Genomic DNA, 16,827 nt, shown 5'->3' on the forward strand with positions numbered 1-16,827 from the left:
CCGTCCGCCGGTCAGTACGTCTCGCCGACCGGCTCCTCAGCGGCGTGCTCGGCGTCGGCGGCGGCCCGGTTCCAGCGGGACCAGAGCACCCGCTCGCCGTAGCCGGCGGCCATCAGGTGCGCGAAGGCCAGGTAGACCAGCACACCGACGGCGAGCACACCGAAGCCGACCCAGAACGGCAGCGACAGCGACTGCTCGGCGAGCTTGCCGGAGATGATCGGTGCCGGCGCGGCGGCACCCCAGCGGACCAGGTTGAACGCCCCGGTGGCGACCCGACGGTCGCTGGAGCCGAGACCGAGCGCCAGGTCGGTGAGGTTGGCGTTGGCCAGCCCCATGCAGAGTCCGGAGAGCACCAGCACCACGAGCGCCTCGGCGGTGCTGGTGGAGGTGGCGAAGAGAACCATGCAGACCAGCAGCCCGGCGATGGCGACGCCGACGGTCTGCACGGCGCCGATCCGGTGGGCCAGCCGGTGGCCGATCACCAGGATGCCGGTGGCCAGGCCGAGACCCCAACCGGTGAACGCCAGCCCCAGCGGGATGATGTCCAACCCCAGGAAGAGCGGCGTGTAGCCGAGCACCACGAAGAACACGAAGTTGTACGTGCCGGTCACCACGCAGAGGGCGATGAACGCCGGCCGGCGGTAGGTGGCGAAGATCTGGCCGACGCGTACCGGTGCCTGCCGGTTGGTGGGCTCGCGGAGTTTGCGGGCGGCCACGCCGAGGGCGAGGACCATGAAGACGCCGCAGACGAAGAACGGCAGGCGCCAGCTGATCTCGCCGAGCAGGCCGCCGATCAGCGGACCGACGGCGAAGCCGAGGCCGAGGGCGGTCTCGAAGAGGCCGACCACCCATTCCCGGTCGACGGCCAGGTTGACCAGCACCACCATGGCGGTGGCGAAGAACATCGCGTTGCCCAGCCCCCAGACACCGCGCAGCACGGACAGCTGCACGATGTTGTCGCTGAACGAGGCGAGGATCGCGGCGAGGCCGACCACGGAGACGCCGGTGATGAGCACCGGCTTGAAGCCGAACCGGCCGCTGGCCAGCGTCGCGGGGATCATGCCGAGGGCCATGACCGCGATGTACGCGGTGAACAGCAGCTCGACCTGCCAGGCGGTGACTCCGATCGCGTCGCCGATGGCCGGCAGGATCGGATCGACCACGGCGATGCCCGCGATGGCAAGGAAGGCCACCAGTGTGGTGGCGTAGATGGCACTGCGGTTCGGTTCGGAACGCCGATCCACTCCGACTCCTCAATTAGCTGTATGATGCAGGTACTTATCCTGTATCATACAGCTATGAGTGATGACCACGAGAGCACCCTCGGCCAGATCGAAACCGAGGTTGCCCTGCTGATGCGGTTCGGCGAAGCGACCCGGCGGGCCACCGGCACCGCCGAGCACCGGGTGCTCGACCGAGCGGCGTACGTCATCCTGCGCCACCTGGCCGACGCCGGCCCGCAGAACGTCTCCGCGCTCGCCGCCCGGCTCAACCTGGACGGCTCGACCGTGACCCGGCAGGTGTCCGCGCTACAGCGGGACGGCCTGATCACCCGCACCCCGGATCCGTCCGATGGACGGGGCACGGTCATCTCCCCGACCTCGGCCGGTCTGCAGCGGATGGCCGCCGTGCAGGCCGCCCGCACCCGGCTCTACGGCGACATGCTGGCCGACTGGAGCGCCGAGGACCGGGCCACGCTGGCGACCCTCCTGGGCCGCCTCAACCAGGCCCTGATATCCCGCAACCGCCAACGCTGACCGCGCCGGCCGCCGCGAAACAGGAACGCCCGGGCACCGATCACGTCGGCACCCGGGCGTACCCGAGAGGTCAGGCGACCGGTTCGCGGGCCGAGTCGGCGTCGCGTTCGGTGCCGGGGGTGACCCGGGGGTCGCCCTCGTCGGCGAAGTAGTCGTCCGGCGTGGTGCCGTCGACTCCCTCCTCCACCTTGGCGGCCCGCAGCGCCAGCGTCACCAGCGCCGCGACGGCCAGGTTGACCGCCACCGCCACGATGCCGACGTAGATCGTCCGGGTGGTGTCGAAGCCGAACTCCGACAGCGGGAACGCCGAGCCACCGAAGTGCTTCCGGGTCGGGCTGGCCACCTGGTAGAGCATCCACATGCCCAGGCCCATGCCCACCGCCCAGCCGACGATCAGCCCGGTGCGGTGGAACCAGCGGGTGTAGAGGCCCAACGCCACCGCCGGCAGCGTCTGCAGGATGATCACGCCGCCGATCAGCTGAAGGTCGATGGAGAACTGCGGGTCGAGGAAGACGATGCAGGCCACCGCGCCGACCTTCACCACCAGGGAGGTGATCTTCGAGACGTTCGCCTCCTGGGCCGGGGAGGCGTCCCGCTTCAGGTACTCCTTGTAGATGTTGCGGGTGAACAGGTTCGCCGCCGCGATCGACATGATCGCCGCGGGCACCAGCGCGCCGATGCCGATCGCCGCGTACGCCACACCGGCGAACCAGTCCGGGAACTGCTGGTCGAACAGCAGCGGCACGACGGTGTTGCTGTCGACCGTCCCCTCCTTCGCGCCCGGCAGCGGCTTCACGCCGGCCGCGATGGCCATGTAGCCGAGCAGCGCGATCAACCCCAACAGCAGGCTGTACGCCGGCAGCGCCGACATGTTCCGCTTGATCACGTCCCGGTTCCGGCTGGCCAGCACACCGGTGATGCTGTGCGGGTAGAGGAAGAGCGCCAACGCCGAACCGAGCGCCAACGTGACGTACTGAAGCTGGTTGTTGCCGTTGAGCAGAATGCCGTCGTTCGGGTTGGGTGAGGCGTCGAACTTCGCGTCCGCGGCGGCGAAGATGTCACCCCAGCCACCCAGCTTGTACGGCAGGTAGACGATCGCCACCAGGATGACGATGTAGATCAGGCTGTCCTTGACGAACGCGATCAGCGCCGGCGCGCGCAGCCCCGACTGGTACGTGTAGGCGGCCAGGATGGCGAACGCGATGATGATCGGCAGGTGCCGGGCCAGCGCGTTGTCGCCGGTGACACCCATCGTCTTGAGCACCGCCTCGATGCCGACCAGCTGCAACGCGATGTACGGCATGGTGGCGACGATGCCGGTGATGGCGATCAGCAGTGCCAGCACCGGTGAGTCGAACCGGTTGCGGACGAAGTCGGCCGGCGTGACGAACCCGTGCCGGTGCGACACCGACCAGAGCCGCACCAGCACCAGGAAGACCAGCGGATAGATGACGATCGTGTACGGCACGGCGAAGAACCCGGCCGCGCCGGCACCGAACATCAACGCCGGCACCGCCACGAAGGTGTACGCGGTGTAGAGGTCACCGCCGACCAGGAACCAGGTGATCCAGCCGCCGAAACTGCGGCCGCCCAGCCCCCACTCGTCCAGGTGCGCCATGTCCTTCGGTGCCCGCCACCGGGCGGCCACGAAGCCCATCACGCTCACCAGCAGGAAGAGGAACGTGAAGACGATGATCTCGGTGAGATGGTCCCGCCACATCAGCGGCCTCCCCGCTTCTTCGTCATCTGGTAGACCAGCGTCGTGGTGGTGACGCCGAGCAGGATGTACGCCAGTTGCAGCCAGTAGAAGCGCGGGAAGCCGAAGACCCGGGGCGAGTCGCCGTTGAAGAAGACCGGGATCAGCGGCACCACGATGGGAATGAAGAGCAACCAGTTCCAGGGGCTGTGGTCCTTAGCCCTGGACGGCGCCGTGGTGGGCGCCTCCGGTTCGGGTGCAGCCATCTGACACACCTCCGGGGAGTCGAGGCATTCGATGTAACGGCCGGAGGCTACGACCCTGTGATGGCCGTCACCGCGCCCGCTCGGAAGGTGCTGCGCTGAACGGTTTGTCGGCTGCGCCGAACGGCGCGCCCGGTTCGGCTGGCGGATGAGCAGGTGCGGCTGGCCGTCGACGGTGTGGGGCCCGGGTGCGGTTCGCACCCGGGCCCCACGACTGTCGATCGCTGGCTTCACCCAGCCGCGGTCACCGCTGTGCCGCCCAGAGCACGGCCCGGCCGAGCTGCGACTGCAGACCCTTGGGGTGCAGACGGAACGTCGGGTCGGTGCCGAACAGCACCACGCCGTTGCCCGCGGTGGAGACACCCCGCACGATGCTGGCCTGGTTGGCCGCCGAGGTCTGCCCGTTCGCGCCGTCGGTGGCCCACCAGCCGGCGAGCAGCGGGTCGGCCGCGTACGACTGCTCGACCTCGACGTTGGCACCCAGGTCGGTGAACCAGACGGGCTGGCTGATGAAGGTGTGCGGTATCGCCGAGGTGGTGACCGGTCCCCCGTGGTTCACGATGTTGGCCACCCCGCTGGCCAGGCTCGGCGCCGCGGTGGCGGTCACGGTCAGCAGCGCGGCGGCGTTGCTGAAGGACGCCCCGGCGGTGCCCAGGCCGACCACGCCACCGCCGCCGGCGAGGAAGCGGTCCAGGGCGGACCGGTTCTCGGCGGTCAGGTCCGCCAGGTTGACGTTGCCGGCGACCAGCAGCACGTCGACGTCCTCGGTCAACGTGTCGGTCAGCGTCGCGGCGGTCACCGCACGCGCCTCGAAGCCGAGGTCGGCGAGGGTGTCCCGCTCCTCGACCGTACCGAGATAGCCGACCACGACCCGGTCCAGCCGGGTGCCCCGCCAACGGGCCGGCGCCCGCTCGAAGCTGACCGCGTGGGCGCGGACCTCCGCACCGGCCAACGTGCGGTTGAACGGGGTGCCGGGAACGACCACCGACCCGTCTCCGAGCCGGTAGACCTCGACGCCCTTGGCGAGCAGCGAGTTCACCGCGAGCAGGTCGGCGGCGTCGCGCAGATCCAGGCGCAGGTCGGACCGGCCGGCGGGCAGCGTGCCCTCGGCCCGCCCGTCGTAGGTCCGTTCCAGGCGTACCCGGGGCAGGGTGTTCCAGAGGGTGTCCACGGTGGCGCCCCAGGTGAGGCCCTGACTCCAGGCTGCCGGTCCGGCGTACAGGTCGTCCACCCGGTCGGTGATGTCCGCGCCCGGTTCGAGCAGCGAGTTGACCAGGCCGCGCTTGGGCTGATGCATGTCCACGACGTACGAGCCGGCCTGGTAGCGGTTACCGCCGGCGGTGAACGGCTGCTTCGCCCTCCACACCCGGCCACCGCTGCCGATCAGCAGGTCGACCAGGCGGGCCGCCGCCGGCTCGGAACGCTGACCGGTGCCGCTCGGGATGACGTACGCCCGGGGGAAGGTGGTGTTGTAGTTGTCCTCCGGTCCCCAGCCGGGCACGTAGCCGTCGGGGAGGTCGCGCAACGGCTCACCGGCCAGGCCCCGGCGGTAGACCTCGGCCTGGTCGTGCAGCACCTCGGCCCGGTGGTCCTGGATGTAACGCAACGAGGTACGGATCGCCACCTCGTGCACGTCGGTGTTGATACCGGAGCGGCGTACCCGCTCGGCCGGGGTGAGCGATCCGCCGCGCGGGTTCAGCGGAGCCTCGATGGTGTACGGGATGCTGCTCTGCAACATGGCGAACGACGGCACGTAGATCGGTGGGAAGTCGTCCCACACGCCCGGCTCGTCGTCGCGGAACGGGATCCGGGCCCGCTGGGTTTCGGCGTACCCGAGGCCGCGCAGGCCCTCCTCGATCGCCAGCGCGTTGGGCAGGCCGTGCTTGATGTACAGGTCGTACTCGTTGTTGACGTTGTGCGGCGGCGTGCTCGGGTGCAGCAGGGTCGGGTTGACGTACCCGTGCAGGTCCAGCGTGATGATCGGCTTGGTGTCGATGATCAGGTCGCGGATGAGGTTGGTCTCCGGCTGCGCGACGATGGTCAGGTCGCGGTTGAGGTCGTAGCCGGCCGCGTTGGCCCGGGTGCCGGCGACTCGGCCGTCCGGGTTCGAGGTGATGTTGAAGACCAGTCGGTTGCGCCGCAACAGCTCGGCGACCTCCGAGGTGCGGTCGGTGGCGAAGCCCTCGATCACCCGCAGAGCGGCGTCGGTGCCCTCCCACTCGTTGCCGTGGATGTTGGCGTTGATGAAGAGCGGCGTCTTGTAGCCGGCGAGCAGCTTGCGGTCCCGCTGCGCCCGGGCCGGCTCGTCCTCGATGAGCCGCTTCCAGGTCTCCTGCTGTCGCGCCTCACTGCGGCTCTCCGGCGCGGTCACGGTGACCGCGTACAGGTCGTAGCCGCCCGCGGACTTCCCGGCGACCCGGGCGGAGACCCGGTCGCTGGCCCGCTGGAGCGCGTTCAGCTTCGGCGCGATGTCGTCGTAGGGAATCACGCCGATCGGGATGGAAGCGTCGGCCGGGTTGTCCGGCCAGACCGGGAGGGTGCTCTGGCGGGGGTAGCCGCGTACGTCGGAGAGGTCGACGGGGGCTGGCGGCACCGTGGGCAGCGCGGTGGCGGACGCCGGCTCGGTCAGGGCCACGGTCGCGAGCAACGCGGCGCTCACCGCTGTCGCGGTGAGCCGGGGTAGACGTCTTGTGGACAGCATGACGGATCTCCTGTCGGAGGGGGACGCGCAGGCGGACGCACCGCGGGGCCGGAGACCAGCGGGGATGGGAAACGCCTACAGCGTGCGGGGGAGGGAGGAACCCGGCGTCAGATGGAACGTCGACAGGCGGCGCTGGCGACGCGCAGGAGGTCGATGTGACCCCGCTTCGTCAGGTGAACGCTTCGCACGAACCGATCTTGAACCGGGGTCCATCCACTGTCAACAGTTTCCGCACAGGTTCGGCCCATCGAGCCAGAACCCTCCCGACAGATGGGAACTAGTCGATCTCGGCGAGGTGGGCGGTGTCGTTGACCGTGCGGACGGCGACGCCACCGTCGGGCCACAGGTCGAGCACCGAGATGCCGGCCGCGTCCAGGAAGAGCCGATGCAGGAACCCGTCGCCGGCCGCGAGCGCGTCGCGCAGCACCAGCTTGATCGGCGAGACGTGCGAGACGACCACCACGGTCTCCCCGGGGTACGCGGTGAGGAGCCCCGCTATGACGCGGTGGGCGCGTTCAGCGACGTGGGTGAACGACTCCCCGCCCGGCGGGGCGATCCGGGGTGAGGCGAGCCAGGCGTCCATCTCCCCCGGCCACTGCTGGCGCACCTCGGCGAAGGTGCGCCCCTCCCACTGGCCGAAGTCGCACTCGATCAGGTCGTCGTCGGTGCGGACCGGCACGTCACCGAGTGCCTCGGCGATCACCGCCGCGGTGGACGTACACCGGGACAGCGGTGAGCTGAGCACGGCCGCGACGGACGGGGCCAGCGCGGCCACCCGGGTGCCGGTGGCTCGGGCCTGGGCCCGGCCCCTCTCGGAGAGCGGCACGTCGCCGCGCCCGGAGTAGCGCCGCTGCTCGGTGTACTCGGTCTCGCCGTGCCGGACCAGGATCAGCCGGGTGGCGGTGAAACTCGGTCGCGGCTCCCACGAGGCCGGCGCGGTCGCCGGGTCGCTGCCGACGATCGGGGCGGCGGGCGTCGTCGAGGGCTGGCCGGCGGTCGCAGCCGTCGCAGGACGGCCGGGGGCCGCGGTCGTCGCAGGACGGCCGGGGGCCGCGGTCGTCGCAGGACGGCCGGGGGCCGCGGTCGTCGCAGGACGGCCGGGGGCCGCAGTCGCCGACGGACGACCCGCGGCGGCGTCCATGGCGGCGTTGGCGAGCGCGTCGGCATGCCGGTTCTGCTCGCGGGGGATCCAGGTGAACCGGACCGCGGTGAACCGGCCCACCAACCCGGCGGCCTGCGCGGCGAGGGGTCGCAGGCCGGGGTGCTTGATCTGCCACCGGCCGCACATCTGCTCGACCACCAGCTTGGAGTCCATCCGGACGTCCACCTCGGCGGCACCCAGCTCGGCGGCGGCGGACAAACCGGCGATCAGCCCCTGGTACTCGGCGACGTTGTTGGTCGCCGTGCCGAGCGACTCGGAGCGCTCGGCGAGCACCTCCCCGGTCTCCGGGTCGCGCACCACCGCGCCGTAGCCGGCGGGGCCGGGGTTGCCCCGGGACCCACCGTCGGCCTCGACGGCGACCACGCGCGGCGCCACGACCTACAGACCCGACTCGTTGGTGCGAACCATGATCCGTCGGCAGTCCTCGCAGCGGACCACGTCGTCCGGGGCGGTCTTGCGGATCCGGGCCAGGTCGGCACCGGAAAGCTCCAACCGGCACCCGCCGCAGCGCCCCGCGCTGAGCAGTGCGGCACCCAGCCCGGTGTCCTCGCGGATCTTGTCGTAGAGGTTGACCAGGTCGCTCGGGAGGTCGGCGGCGAGCGGCTGACGGGCCCCCCGCTTGAACTCCTCCTCCTTGGCGATCTCGGCCATCGCTTGGTCGCGGCGCTGCTCGGTGGCGGCCCGCTTGTCGCGGGTCTCGGCCAACCGCTGCTCCACGCCGTCCAGCACGCCCTGGGCGGTCTCCCGCTGCTCCATCAGCTCCAGCTCGGCGTCCTCCAGGTCGCCCTGGCGCCGGTTCAGCGAGACCAGCTCGTGCTGGAGCGCCTCCAACTCGCGGGCCGGGCCGGTGCCGGCAGCGAGCCGGTTCTGGTCCTTCTCCTTACGGGCCCGGACCTGCTCGACGTCCTTCTCCAGCCGGGCGATGTCCCGGTCCAGGTCGTCAACGGCCACCTGGGCGCGGACCCGCTCGTCCTCCAACGACGACAACTCCCGGGCCAGCGACTCCAGCTCGGCCCGCTCGGGCAGCGACCGCCGGCGGTGGGCGAGCTGGGCGAGGTTGGTGTCGATCGCCTGGAGGTCGAGCAGGCGGCGCTGCACCTGAGGGTCAGCCTTCACGGTCGGGCTCCTTGTCGTCCACAGCGGGTGCGGCGGCGTGCACGGTCCACGGGTCGGTGTCCAGGTCGGACACCAGCGTCTCGACGCCCAGTGCCTCCCGTAGGAGGGCGGCCAGGTCGTCCAGCCACGGTCGTTCGGTCGCCCAGTGGGCGGCGTCGATCAGGGCGGGACCATCGGCGGCGAGGTGCTCGCCGGCCGGGTGGTGCCGCAGGTCGGCGGTGAGGAACGCGTCCACCCCGGCGGCGGTCGCGGCGCCGAGGAAGCTGTCCCCCGACCCGCCGCTGACGGCGAGGGTACGAACCATACGCCCGGGATCCCCCGCGGCGCGAACTCCCCAGGACGTGACGGGGAGCACGGCGGCGGCGTGCCGGGTCAGCTCGGCGAGAGTCATCGGCTGGGGCAGCTCGCCGATCCGACCGAAACCCCGGTCGTCGCCGTGAGCGGGAGAGCCGGGCGCGGGCCGCTGCAGGGGACGCAGCCCGGTCAGCCGGAACCGGGCGGCGAGGGCGTCGGAGACGCCCGGAGCGGCCACGTCGGCGTTGGTGTGCGCCGCGTAGAGCGCCACCCCGGCCCGGATCAGCTGGTGGATGATCCGCCCCTTGAAGGTCGTCGGAGCGACCGACGAGACCCCGCGCAGCAGCAGCGGATGATGCGAGATGATCATGTCCACGTCGGCGGCCAGCGCTTCGGCGACCGTCTCGGGCACCACGTCGACCACACAGAGCACCCGGCGGACCGGGGCGGCGGGCTCGCCGAGCACCAGGCCCACCCGGTCCCACTCCTCGGCCCAGACCGGCGGATAGCGCCGTTCCAGCTCGGCCACCACGTCGGTCACCGTGGGGTCGGATCCGCTTGTGCTCACGGCGGGCCAGCTTACCGGCGCGGGGGCGGTCCAGTGGTGACGCCCGGCCCGACCGCGCCGAGCGGAAGGCCCGCCGTGAGCCCTAGGCGGCGCTCACGGAGACGGTGTGCAACGCGGCCAGCGGCAACGCCCACGGGAAGTCATGCAAATGCTGCTCCCCCGTGCCCGGTGGGTGCAGGGCGATCACGTGCTCGCCGAAGAGCACCGTGACGCCCCACTCGGCCAGTCGAGCCACCCCGGCACGAAACGCCGGGTGGGCGGCCATCGCGGCGTTGGTGTACGGCACCGCGACGAGGGGGACGCCCTTGCCCTGCGCCTCGACCAGCAGACCGAGCGCGAGGGTATCGGTGATCCCGGCCGCCCATTTGTTGACCGTGTTGACGGTGGCCGGGCAGACGATCATGGCGTCGGCGGGCGGCAGCACGTCCGGGTCACCCGGATTCTTGTAGTGCGTCCGCACCGGGTGGCCGGTCTGCCGAATCAGGGCCGACTGGTCGACGAACTTTGCGCCGTCCGGCGTGGTGACCACGCAGACGTCCCAACCGTCCTGTTGGGCAAGGTCGACCAGACGACCGACGTGCCGTGCCAGCGGCGAGCCGCAGGCGATGACGTAGAGCACCTCGCGGTGCTCGCTGTTGCGCAGTGAACCGGCCATCAAACCGGCTCCGCGCTCATACCCCTACTCCCATGTGCTCAGCCAACTCCGCTACCGGAGAAGGCGGCGCACCACGTGTGCGACGAAGGACGTCCGACATCACCTCGTGCGCGATCGGCCGGCAGCGGATCTCCGACGGGGCGAGCCGATCACCGAGCAGGAGCATCTCCCCGGCGTTCGCCACATCACCCAGTTGGGCGTAGCCGCGGGCGATGTCGAGCAGATGGTGGGCGCGGCGTTCGGGCAGCAGCGCGTTGAAGGAGGGCTCCGCGATGCGCAGCTGGTGCACCTCCACCGCCCGCCCCCCGTCGCCCAGCTCCACCGCGGCGGCGGCCCGGTGCAGTTCGACATTGGTGGGGCCGAACGACGTCCAGTAGTGGTTGTAGTCGCCGCCGAGCAGGGTGGCGGCCTCCTGCGCACAGTTGATCAGGTCGTCGACGCTGGCCGAGTCGCCGATGCGGGACGCGGCCATCGCGCCCTGGAGCAGCAGCATCCCGTAGACGGAGAGCCGGGCCGGGGAGACCTCGTTGCTCCCTCCCGGGGCCAGCCGGTTGGCGATCTGCACGTTCAGCTCGAGCGCGGGACGAGCCCGCCCCATCGCGACCAGGGCATTGCACACCCGGGTGGTGGCGATGCCGGCCAGCAGCGGGTCGTCGGCCCGCTGGGCCACCGCCATCGACCGGTCCGCGGCCAACCAGGCGAGCTCGCACTCACCGAGCTTGCGCAACACCGAGGAGGCGATCTGGTAGACCTGCCCGAGCAGGTGAGCCGCCTCGGCGGCCCGCTCACCGCCGTAGGCGGCATCGGCCGCCTGGGCGTCGCGCAGCAGCTTGGGCAGCGCCCGGGTGAGCATCCCGTAGCGGCCGTACTGGTAGGTGAGCCAGGCGTGGTTGACGGCCTTGCGCATGTCGTCCAGCGGCGGCGGGCACGGCACCGCGTCGAAGTACGCGCTCATCGAGTCGTACCGTTCCAGCGCCGCCCGGATCTCCTGCACCTCGACCTGGTCGATGCAGTTCAGCGCGTCGGTGCGGCGCTCCGGGTCCTTGCCCATGAGGAGCTGAACGTCCACCTGGAGGATGTCGGCGATCTCGTAGAGGACGGAGAACTTGTCCAACCGGCGGACGCCGCGTTCGACCTTGTCCACCCAGCTCTTCGACTTGCCCAGCCGGTCGGCGAAGACCTGCTGCGACATCTTGCGTCGGCCCCGCCAGTAGGCAACTCGCCGTCCTATGGGTAGCTCGTCCATCTCCCCATCCTCCCCTGCCGCCAGCGACCAATCGGGTCGGGGCGATGTCCGCGGGTGCGGCGACTTTCGCTCACATCTTCAGGTTTTCGCTGGTCGCACACGATGTACGTCAGCCGTACAGCCAGTCCTCGTACTTTTCGTGCAAGTTGCACGGGCCGTTCGTCAACCTCAACGATCGTGGGTTACGGCAGTGACGGTGCTCGACACGCGACCTGGCGATCGCCGGGCCCGACGAGAGGAGATGGCACACATGTGGGGGAACGTCGTACCGCGCGTCGCCGAACTGTCGCCGCTGGAACGGGTCCGGCTGCGCCGGGTCGCCATGCGATACGCCACCCACGGGTGGGAGGTCACCCCGGGCGCCTGCCTGGCCCGCAGCCGCTTCGTCTGCGGCCGGGCCGGATGTCCCACCGTGGGCTGTCACCCCGCCCTGGAGAACTGGGAACTGGCAGCCAGCGCCGACCCGTCCCGGGTGGCCACCTGGTGGCGCAACCGCCCACACGGGGTGCTGCTGCCCACCGGCCGGGCCTTCGACGTGCTGGAGGTCCCCGCCCACCTGGGCCGGCACGTGCTCGACGCGGTGCAGACCCACCCGGCCGGCACCGGCGTACGCGGGCCGGTGCTGGTCACCCCCACCGGGCGGTGGATGTTCCTGGTCCGCCCCGGCGATCCGCTCCGGCCGGAGCTGGAGCACTGCTTCCACGTCGTCCGGCACGGGCCGGGCTCGTGGATCCCCGCGCCGCCCACCCGGCTGCCGGAGGGGACGGTCCGCTGGGCGGTCGCCCCCGAGCAGGCCCGCTGGCAACTTCCGGATTCGTACCTCGTGCAGAACACGTTGATCGGGGCGCTGCGCGCCAGCGGGGTGACGCTCGCCCCCGACCTGCTCCCCGGCCACCTGCCGCTACCCCGACGAGGCAGGTGAGACAGGCCCTGTCGACGATTCCATCCGGTGCCCGACAGCGTCGCCGGGGCGCCGGTCCTCGTTGACAGGGGGACGGCGCGAACGCGCGCCACGAACGGGGGAACGATGTCCACGGACGACAGGGCGCAACATCCCGGCGGCGGCACCGAACCGCCCCGACGCAGCCACCCACGGCACCGCTGGGCCGGCACCCGGCCGTCTGGTTCACGCCCCGGCCGCCCACGCCCCACCGGCTCCCGCCCGGCCGGCACCAACCGCCCGCTCCGCTAGTCGGTCAGCGGGACGTTGGCGGAGTGGTACTGCCGGGCGTCGTCGGTGACGACCGCGTGGCTGTGCTCGTCGAGGCGGTCCAACCAACCGAGACCGGTGACCCCCATCGCCAGGGCGGCGGTGGCGTACGCGTCGGCCACCCCGAGGTCGGTGCCGACCACGGTCACCGAGCGCAACCCGCTGGCGGGCGTGCCCCGGCGCGGGTCCAGCACGTGCCGGCCCCGCTCGTAGACGCCGGAGGTGGCCACGGCCAGGTCGGTCCCGGTGAGCACCAGGCAGGTCGCCATCGCGTCCCACGGGTGCCGGATGCCGATGCGCCACGGTGCCCCGGACGGCGAGAGGCCGCGCACGCGCACGTCACCGCCGGCGTTCACACAGTGGTTCGCGGCACCGGCGGCCAGTAGGCGATCCGAGGCGACCTGGGCCGCCCAGCCCTTGACGAAGCCGGACGGGTCGAGCCGCCCGGTGGCGTACGCGTCGAAGAACCCGTCGGTGTCGCCCCACAGGTCGGCGCAGGCCTCCAGCACGAACCGCAGGTCCGCCGACGCCTCGGAGAGCAGCACCTCGCCCCGGTCGAAGCGGCACACCTCGCTGTCCGGCTTGTACGTACTGAACCGGGCGTCCACCTCACGCATCCAGGCGAAGACCTCGTCGGCCAGCTCGTTGAGGGTCGCCGCCGGCAGGTCCTCGGCGAGGTCCAGGGTGACCGCCGTACCCATGATCTGTTCGACCCGGCACAGCCCGGGTCGGGTCATCGCGGCCGGCACGTCAGAACGCCTGCTCGATCGCGCCTCGCAGCGACTGCTTGTAGGAGTCGCTGGTCTCGGTGGCACCGGAGACGGTGTTGACGTTGGCGCTCTGCTTCCGCACCACCTCGCCGCCGGTGCCGTCGTACCTGCCGCTGACGTCGTCGCTGTGGATGTCGGATTCACCCCCGCTGGGCAGTGAGAGCGCGACGGCGTCGACGATCCGGTTACCGGAGACGACGATCTGCACCTGCACGTACCCGTACTCGTTGTCGACGCCCGGCCCGGTGATCCGGCGGTTGGTCGGCTGCGGCGCCTTCGTGGTGGTGCGCGGCGCGGTGGGAGCCTTCGTAGTGGTGCGGGTGCCGGGCGGCCGGACGGTGCTCTTGCTGGGTTTGGGCGACGACGTCGCGCTGGGAGCCACCGACGGCGTGGGCGCCCCGGCCGCCGGGTCGACCGGCGGGTCGGCGCTCGGGTCGACATCCTGCGGGGTGGGGTTGACCGGCTGGGCGCTCGGCAGGTTCTGGGCGACCTGGGTGGCCCCCGGCGAACCCTTGAACACCACGAGCGCGGTGGTGCTGGCGGCCAGGCCGGTGATCGCGAGCAACGCGCGACGCATGGAATGCCCTTCCTACAACTCGAACGTGGCCAGGTGGATCTGCCGTCGGGGCACGCCGGCCCGGCGCAGCGCGCGGACCGACTGTTCCACCAGACCGGGTGGCCCGCACAGGTAGACGTCACGCCGGGCCACGTCGGGCACGAGTTGACGCAACCCGTCCGGGCTCATCAGCTGACGGGGGCCGGGGTCGTCGCGGGATCCGATGACGTACCAGATCGCGGTGTCCCGCTCCTGAGCCAACCAGTCCAGCTCACGGCTGAGCAGCACGTCGGCCGGGGTACGGGCCCGGTAGATCAGGGCCGCGCCCGGCGGCAACTCCTCCAGCATGGCCCGGATCGGCGTGATGCCGCTGCCACCGGCGATCAGCAGGGCCCGCTCACGGACCCGGTGCGCGGCCGTGAAGGTGCCCGACGGGCCCTCCGCCCAGACCCGGGTGCCCGGTTCCAGGTCGCGCAGGTCCGCGGTGTGCGCGCCGACGACCTTGACGGTGAGCCGCAACCAGCGACCGTTCCCGGCGGCGGAGACGGAGAACGGGTGTGACTGCCACCAGCAGCCCCGGGCGAAGAAGCGCCAGCGGAAGTACTGGCCGCCGAGCATCGCCAACCGACCCAGCCGCTCACCGGTGAGGTAGATCGAGATGGTGTCGGGGCTCTCGGCGACAACGTCGGCGACCCGCAACCGGTGGCGCAGGTTGAACGCCAGCGGCGCGATCACCCGACCCCAGAGCAGGGCGGCCACCACCAGCAGATAGAGCGCGATCCAGCCGGTGCGGACCGGTCCCGGCTTGTACAGCTGCGCACCGTGGGTGAACTGGTGGCCGAAGCCGAGCAGCAGGATCAGGTAGCTGGACAGGTGCAGCACGTGCCACAGCTCGTAGGGCAGCGCCCGCCGGATCGCCCGGATGCTGCTGAACCCGACCAGCATCATGATGCCGGTGGCGACGAACGCCGAAACCATGTCCTCGTAGTCACCGAGCAGCGTGCCGACCTCGGCGAGAACCGACTGGTTCCGCAGGTCCGCGTAGCCGACGAGGATCAGCGACAGGTGCGCCAGCACGGCGACCAGCAGGGTGGCACCGACGTCGCGATGCCAGCGGGCCATCTGCTCGCCGCCGATCCACCGCTCCAGCACCGGCAGCCGGCTCATCATCAGCACCTGCACCAGCAACAGGTAGCCGGCGATCAGGCCACTGATCCGGCCGGCCGCGGTGACGGTGGCCGCGGTGCTCCGCAACGAACCGGCGGGGGTGCCCAGCCACCACGGCAGCACGCTGGCGAACAGACCGACCAGGAGCAGCACGGCCAGCAGCCGCCGGCCGCCGGGTCCGCGCCGGGCCGGGATCTGCGGGGGGACCGCCGACCGGCCGCCGTGCTGGGACGAGGTCCCGGTACGACGGCCGGCGGCGTGGGTGTGCGAACGCGTCACGCGTACAGCTTCATCGGGGCGTACTTCTGGCGGGGGAAGACCTTCTCGACCTCGGCGTTGGTGAGACCGAACCGGCCCTGAGCCACCGCGCCGTAGATGTTGAACATGTTGTTGTACTCGGGCACGTCACCGGAGTCCAGCTTGTCCAGACCGTTCCAGTTGCCGAGCACCGAGCCGGCCAGTTTCTTGCCGGAGAGCAGGGTGACCACCCCGCCGTGCCCGTGGTCGCTGCCGCCACTGTTGGAGCCGACCCGACGGCCGAACTCGCTGGACACCATGATCGTCACGTCGGCGGCCTGCGGGCCGAGGTCGGTGAAGAAGGCGGCCATCGCGTTGGCCAGCTCGTTCAACCGGCGGTGCAGTTGGCCGCCCGCACTGGTGCCCTGGTTCTCGTGGGTGTCGTAACCGCCCATGCCGACGGTGGCGACCCGGACGTTGGCGCCACCCTTGATCAGCTGGGCGAGTTGCTTGAAGGCGTTGCCGACGCCCTCGTACTTGACACCCTCGACCGGCTCGTACGGCTTGGCGGCCAACTGCTGGGCGGTGGCCAGCGCGCCCATGCCCTCCTGCACGGCCTCCTCGACCGGGTGGTTGATCCCGGTGAAGAGCCCCTTGATGGCCTTCTCGGTGGCGGCCCGGAAGCGCTCGTCGCCGTTGAGCCGCAACGACCCGACGTTGTTCAGCGACAGTGCGCCGTTGTTGCCCACCAGTGAGCGCGGCAGGGTGCTGCCGATTCCGACGCTGCGGAACGCGGTGCCCTTGCCCAGGTTGTCGACCAGACCGTCCAGCCAGCCCCGGCCGCCGGTCTCGTTGGGGAGCCCGCCCAGGTTGCAGGCGTCCGCCGCCTGGAAGTGGCTACGCGACAGTCGCTCGTCGGAGGCCGCCGGGATGAAGCCCAACTGGCCGGCCGTGAGCCACTTCTCCAGCGGCTTGAACGCGCTGGTCAGCTTGAAGCCGCGGTCCAGGGCCAGCGAGTCGTTGCCGAGCAGCAGATCGGGGCGGGCCTTGGCGAGCACGGGGTCGTTGTCCGGGGCGATCAGACTCAGCCCGTCCAGCCCCCCGTAGAGGAAGACGTGGATCAGGGTGCCGGTCTTGGTCGCCGCGAACGACGCCGACGTGGTGACGAACTGCGCGGTGGCCAGGGCGGTCGCGGTGGCCGCGGCACCGACGACAAACGTCCGCCGGGTGACGCCACGACCGTCCTGCTGGGCCTCCTCCAGGTTCTCCAGCGTGCGGTAGCGGTCGAACTCGGCGGCGTTCTCGGCGGCGACGATGTCCGCCTCGGCACGCAGCAACGCCTCGGCCGGGTTGTCGGCGAGCCGCCGCACGTCGGGGCATTCGGGGTGCAGGGGGAAAGAGTTGTACACAGTCTTCTCCATCGGGTGCC

16 protein-coding genes are annotated in these 16,827 nt (G+C 71.2%); 2 read left to right on the forward strand and 14 right to left on the reverse strand.

What is annotated here, in order from left to right:
• Nucleotides 1–11 precede the first annotated feature (11 nt).
• The gene (locus JOD64_RS06620) at nt 12–1,244 is read right to left on the reverse strand and encodes an MFS transporter (RefSeq protein ID WP_204941428.1); all 1,233 of its coding nucleotides are present in this window, start codon (nt 1,242–1,244) and stop codon (nt 12–14) included.
• Nucleotides 1,245–1,298: 54 nt separating this feature from the next.
• Here JOD64_RS06620 and JOD64_RS06625 point away from each other — a divergent pair, with 54 nt between their 5' ends.
• The gene (locus JOD64_RS06625; RefSeq protein ID WP_204941429.1) at nt 1,299–1,757 is read left to right on the forward strand and encodes a MarR family winged helix-turn-helix transcriptional regulator; all 459 of its coding nucleotides are present in this window, start codon (nt 1,299–1,301) and stop codon (nt 1,755–1,757) included.
• Nucleotides 1,758–1,827: 70 nt separating this feature from the next.
• Here the strand turns inward: JOD64_RS06625 and mctP are convergent, their stop codons facing one another.
• The 9 genes from mctP to JOD64_RS06665 form a co-directional block, all read right to left on the reverse strand.
• Nucleotides 1,828–3,477, reverse strand: a complete 1,650-nt coding sequence (gene mctP / locus JOD64_RS06630; protein ID WP_204941430.1) for a monocarboxylate uptake permease MctP — start codon at nt 3,475–3,477, stop codon at nt 1,828–1,830.
• Complete coding sequence (locus tag JOD64_RS06635; protein WP_204941431.1) at nt 3,477–3,719, reverse strand: DUF3311 domain-containing protein; 243 nt, start codon at nt 3,717–3,719, stop codon at nt 3,477–3,479. The genes mctP and JOD64_RS06635 overlap by 1 nt, the downstream gene beginning before the upstream one ends.
• A 241-nt stretch (nt 3,720–3,960) precedes the next feature.
• On the reverse strand, nt 3,961–6,417 hold the full coding sequence (locus tag JOD64_RS06640) for a M14 family zinc carboxypeptidase (protein ID WP_204941432.1): 2,457 nt from the start codon (nt 6,415–6,417) through the stop codon (nt 3,961–3,963).
• A 107-nt stretch (nt 6,418–6,524) separates the two neighbouring features.
• Nucleotides 6,525–6,665 carry a putative leader peptide gene (locus tag JOD64_RS33910; protein ID WP_372434088.1) on the reverse strand — a complete coding sequence of 47 codons (141 nt, stop codon included), beginning with the start codon at nt 6,663–6,665 and terminating at the stop codon, nt 6,525–6,527.
• A 29-nt stretch (nt 6,666–6,694) separates the two neighbouring features.
• Nucleotides 6,695–7,954: a bifunctional RNase H/acid phosphatase gene (locus JOD64_RS06645; RefSeq protein WP_204941433.1), complete on the reverse strand. Its 1,260-nt coding sequence runs from the start codon at nt 7,952–7,954 to the stop codon at nt 6,695–6,697.
• 3 nt (nt 7,955–7,957) lie between these two features.
• The gene (locus JOD64_RS06650; RefSeq protein ID WP_204941434.1) at nt 7,958–8,695 is read right to left on the reverse strand and encodes a zinc ribbon domain-containing protein; all 738 of its coding nucleotides are present in this window, start codon (nt 8,693–8,695) and stop codon (nt 7,958–7,960) included.
• A complete protein-coding gene (locus JOD64_RS06655) occupies nt 8,685–9,521 on the reverse strand; it encodes a Nif3-like dinuclear metal center hexameric protein (RefSeq protein ID WP_372434227.1) in 837 nt (278 codons plus the stop codon). The genes JOD64_RS06650 and JOD64_RS06655 overlap by 11 nt, the downstream gene beginning before the upstream one ends.
• 118 nt (nt 9,522–9,639) lie before the next feature.
• Nucleotides 9,640–10,212 (reverse strand): flavoprotein, encoded by a 573-nt coding sequence (locus JOD64_RS06660; RefSeq protein ID WP_204941436.1) that lies wholly within the window; start codon nt 10,210–10,212, stop codon nt 9,640–9,642.
• 16 nt (nt 10,213–10,228) lie between these two features.
• Nucleotides 10,229–11,458, reverse strand: a complete 1,230-nt coding sequence (locus JOD64_RS06665) for a helix-turn-helix domain-containing protein (RefSeq protein WP_204941437.1) — start codon at nt 11,456–11,458, stop codon at nt 10,229–10,231.
• Nucleotides 11,459–11,708: 250 nt separating this feature from the next.
• Here JOD64_RS06665 and JOD64_RS06670 point away from each other — a divergent pair, with 250 nt between their 5' ends.
• Nucleotides 11,709–12,380 carry a bifunctional DNA primase/polymerase gene (locus tag JOD64_RS06670; RefSeq protein ID WP_204945937.1) on the forward strand — a complete coding sequence of 224 codons (672 nt, stop codon included), beginning with the start codon at nt 11,709–11,711 and terminating at the stop codon, nt 12,378–12,380.
• A 266-nt stretch (nt 12,381–12,646) separates the two neighbouring features.
• Here the strand turns inward: JOD64_RS06670 and JOD64_RS06675 are convergent, their stop codons facing one another.
• The 4 genes from JOD64_RS06675 to JOD64_RS06690 are packed head-to-tail and all read right to left on the reverse strand — an operon-like array spanning nt 12,647 to nt 16,819.
• Nucleotides 12,647–13,369: an FAD:protein FMN transferase gene (locus JOD64_RS06675; protein ID WP_204945938.1), complete on the reverse strand. Its 723-nt coding sequence runs from the start codon at nt 13,367–13,369 to the stop codon at nt 12,647–12,649.
• 49 nt (nt 13,370–13,418) lie between these two features.
• The gene (locus tag JOD64_RS06680) at nt 13,419–14,015 is read right to left on the reverse strand and encodes an FMN-binding protein (protein ID WP_204941438.1); all 597 of its coding nucleotides are present in this window, start codon (nt 14,013–14,015) and stop codon (nt 13,419–13,421) included.
• Between the two features lie 12 nt (nt 14,016–14,027).
• A complete protein-coding gene (locus JOD64_RS06685) occupies nt 14,028–15,440 on the reverse strand; it encodes a ferredoxin reductase family protein (RefSeq protein WP_204941439.1) in 1,413 nt (470 codons plus the stop codon).
• Nucleotides 15,437–16,819, reverse strand: a complete 1,383-nt coding sequence (locus JOD64_RS06690) for a DUF1501 domain-containing protein (protein WP_204941440.1) — start codon at nt 16,817–16,819, stop codon at nt 15,437–15,439. Before JOD64_RS06690 ends, JOD64_RS06685 begins: the two co-directional genes overlap by 4 nt.
• Nucleotides 16,820–16,827: the final 8 nt, after the last annotated feature.

Origin of the sequence: Micromonospora luteifusca (genome assembly GCF_016907275.1) — a bacterium.
Classification (GTDB): Bacteria; Actinomycetota; Actinomycetes; order Mycobacteriales; family Micromonosporaceae; genus Micromonospora; species Micromonospora luteifusca.

Bases quoted from the DNA above. Each gene is read 5' to 3' on its own strand.
- mctP (WP_204941430.1), bottom strand. From the start codon at position 3,477: ATGTGGCGGGACCATCTCACCGAGATCATCGTCTTCACGTTCCTCTTC.
- JOD64_RS33910 (WP_372434088.1), bottom strand. From the start codon at position 6,665: ATGGGCCGAACCTGTGCGGAAACTGTTGACAGTGGATGGACCCCGGTT.
- JOD64_RS06660 (WP_204941436.1), bottom strand. From the start codon at position 10,212: ATGGCCGGTTCACTGCGCAACAGCGAGCACCGCGAGGTGCTCTACGTC.
- JOD64_RS06640 (WP_204941432.1), bottom strand. From the start codon at position 6,417: ATGCTGTCCACAAGACGTCTACCCCGGCTCACCGCGACAGCGGTGAGC.
- JOD64_RS06680 (WP_204941438.1), bottom strand. From the start codon at position 14,015: ATGCGTCGCGCGTTGCTCGCGATCACCGGCCTGGCCGCCAGCACCACC.
- JOD64_RS06665 (WP_204941437.1), bottom strand. From the start codon at position 11,458: ATGGACGAGCTACCCATAGGACGGCGAGTTGCCTACTGGCGGGGCCGA.
- JOD64_RS06625 (WP_204941429.1), top strand. From the start codon at position 1,299: ATGAGTGATGACCACGAGAGCACCCTCGGCCAGATCGAAACCGAGGTT.
- JOD64_RS06670 (WP_204945937.1), top strand. From the start codon at position 11,709: ATGTGGGGGAACGTCGTACCGCGCGTCGCCGAACTGTCGCCGCTGGAA.
- JOD64_RS06635 (WP_204941431.1), bottom strand. From the start codon at position 3,719: ATGGCTGCACCCGAACCGGAGGCGCCCACCACGGCGCCGTCCAGGGCT.
- JOD64_RS06675 (WP_204945938.1), bottom strand. From the start codon at position 13,369: ATGGGTACGGCGGTCACCCTGGACCTCGCCGAGGACCTGCCGGCGGCG.
- JOD64_RS06690 (WP_204941440.1), bottom strand. From the start codon at position 16,819: ATGGAGAAGACTGTGTACAACTCTTTCCCCCTGCACCCCGAATGCCCC.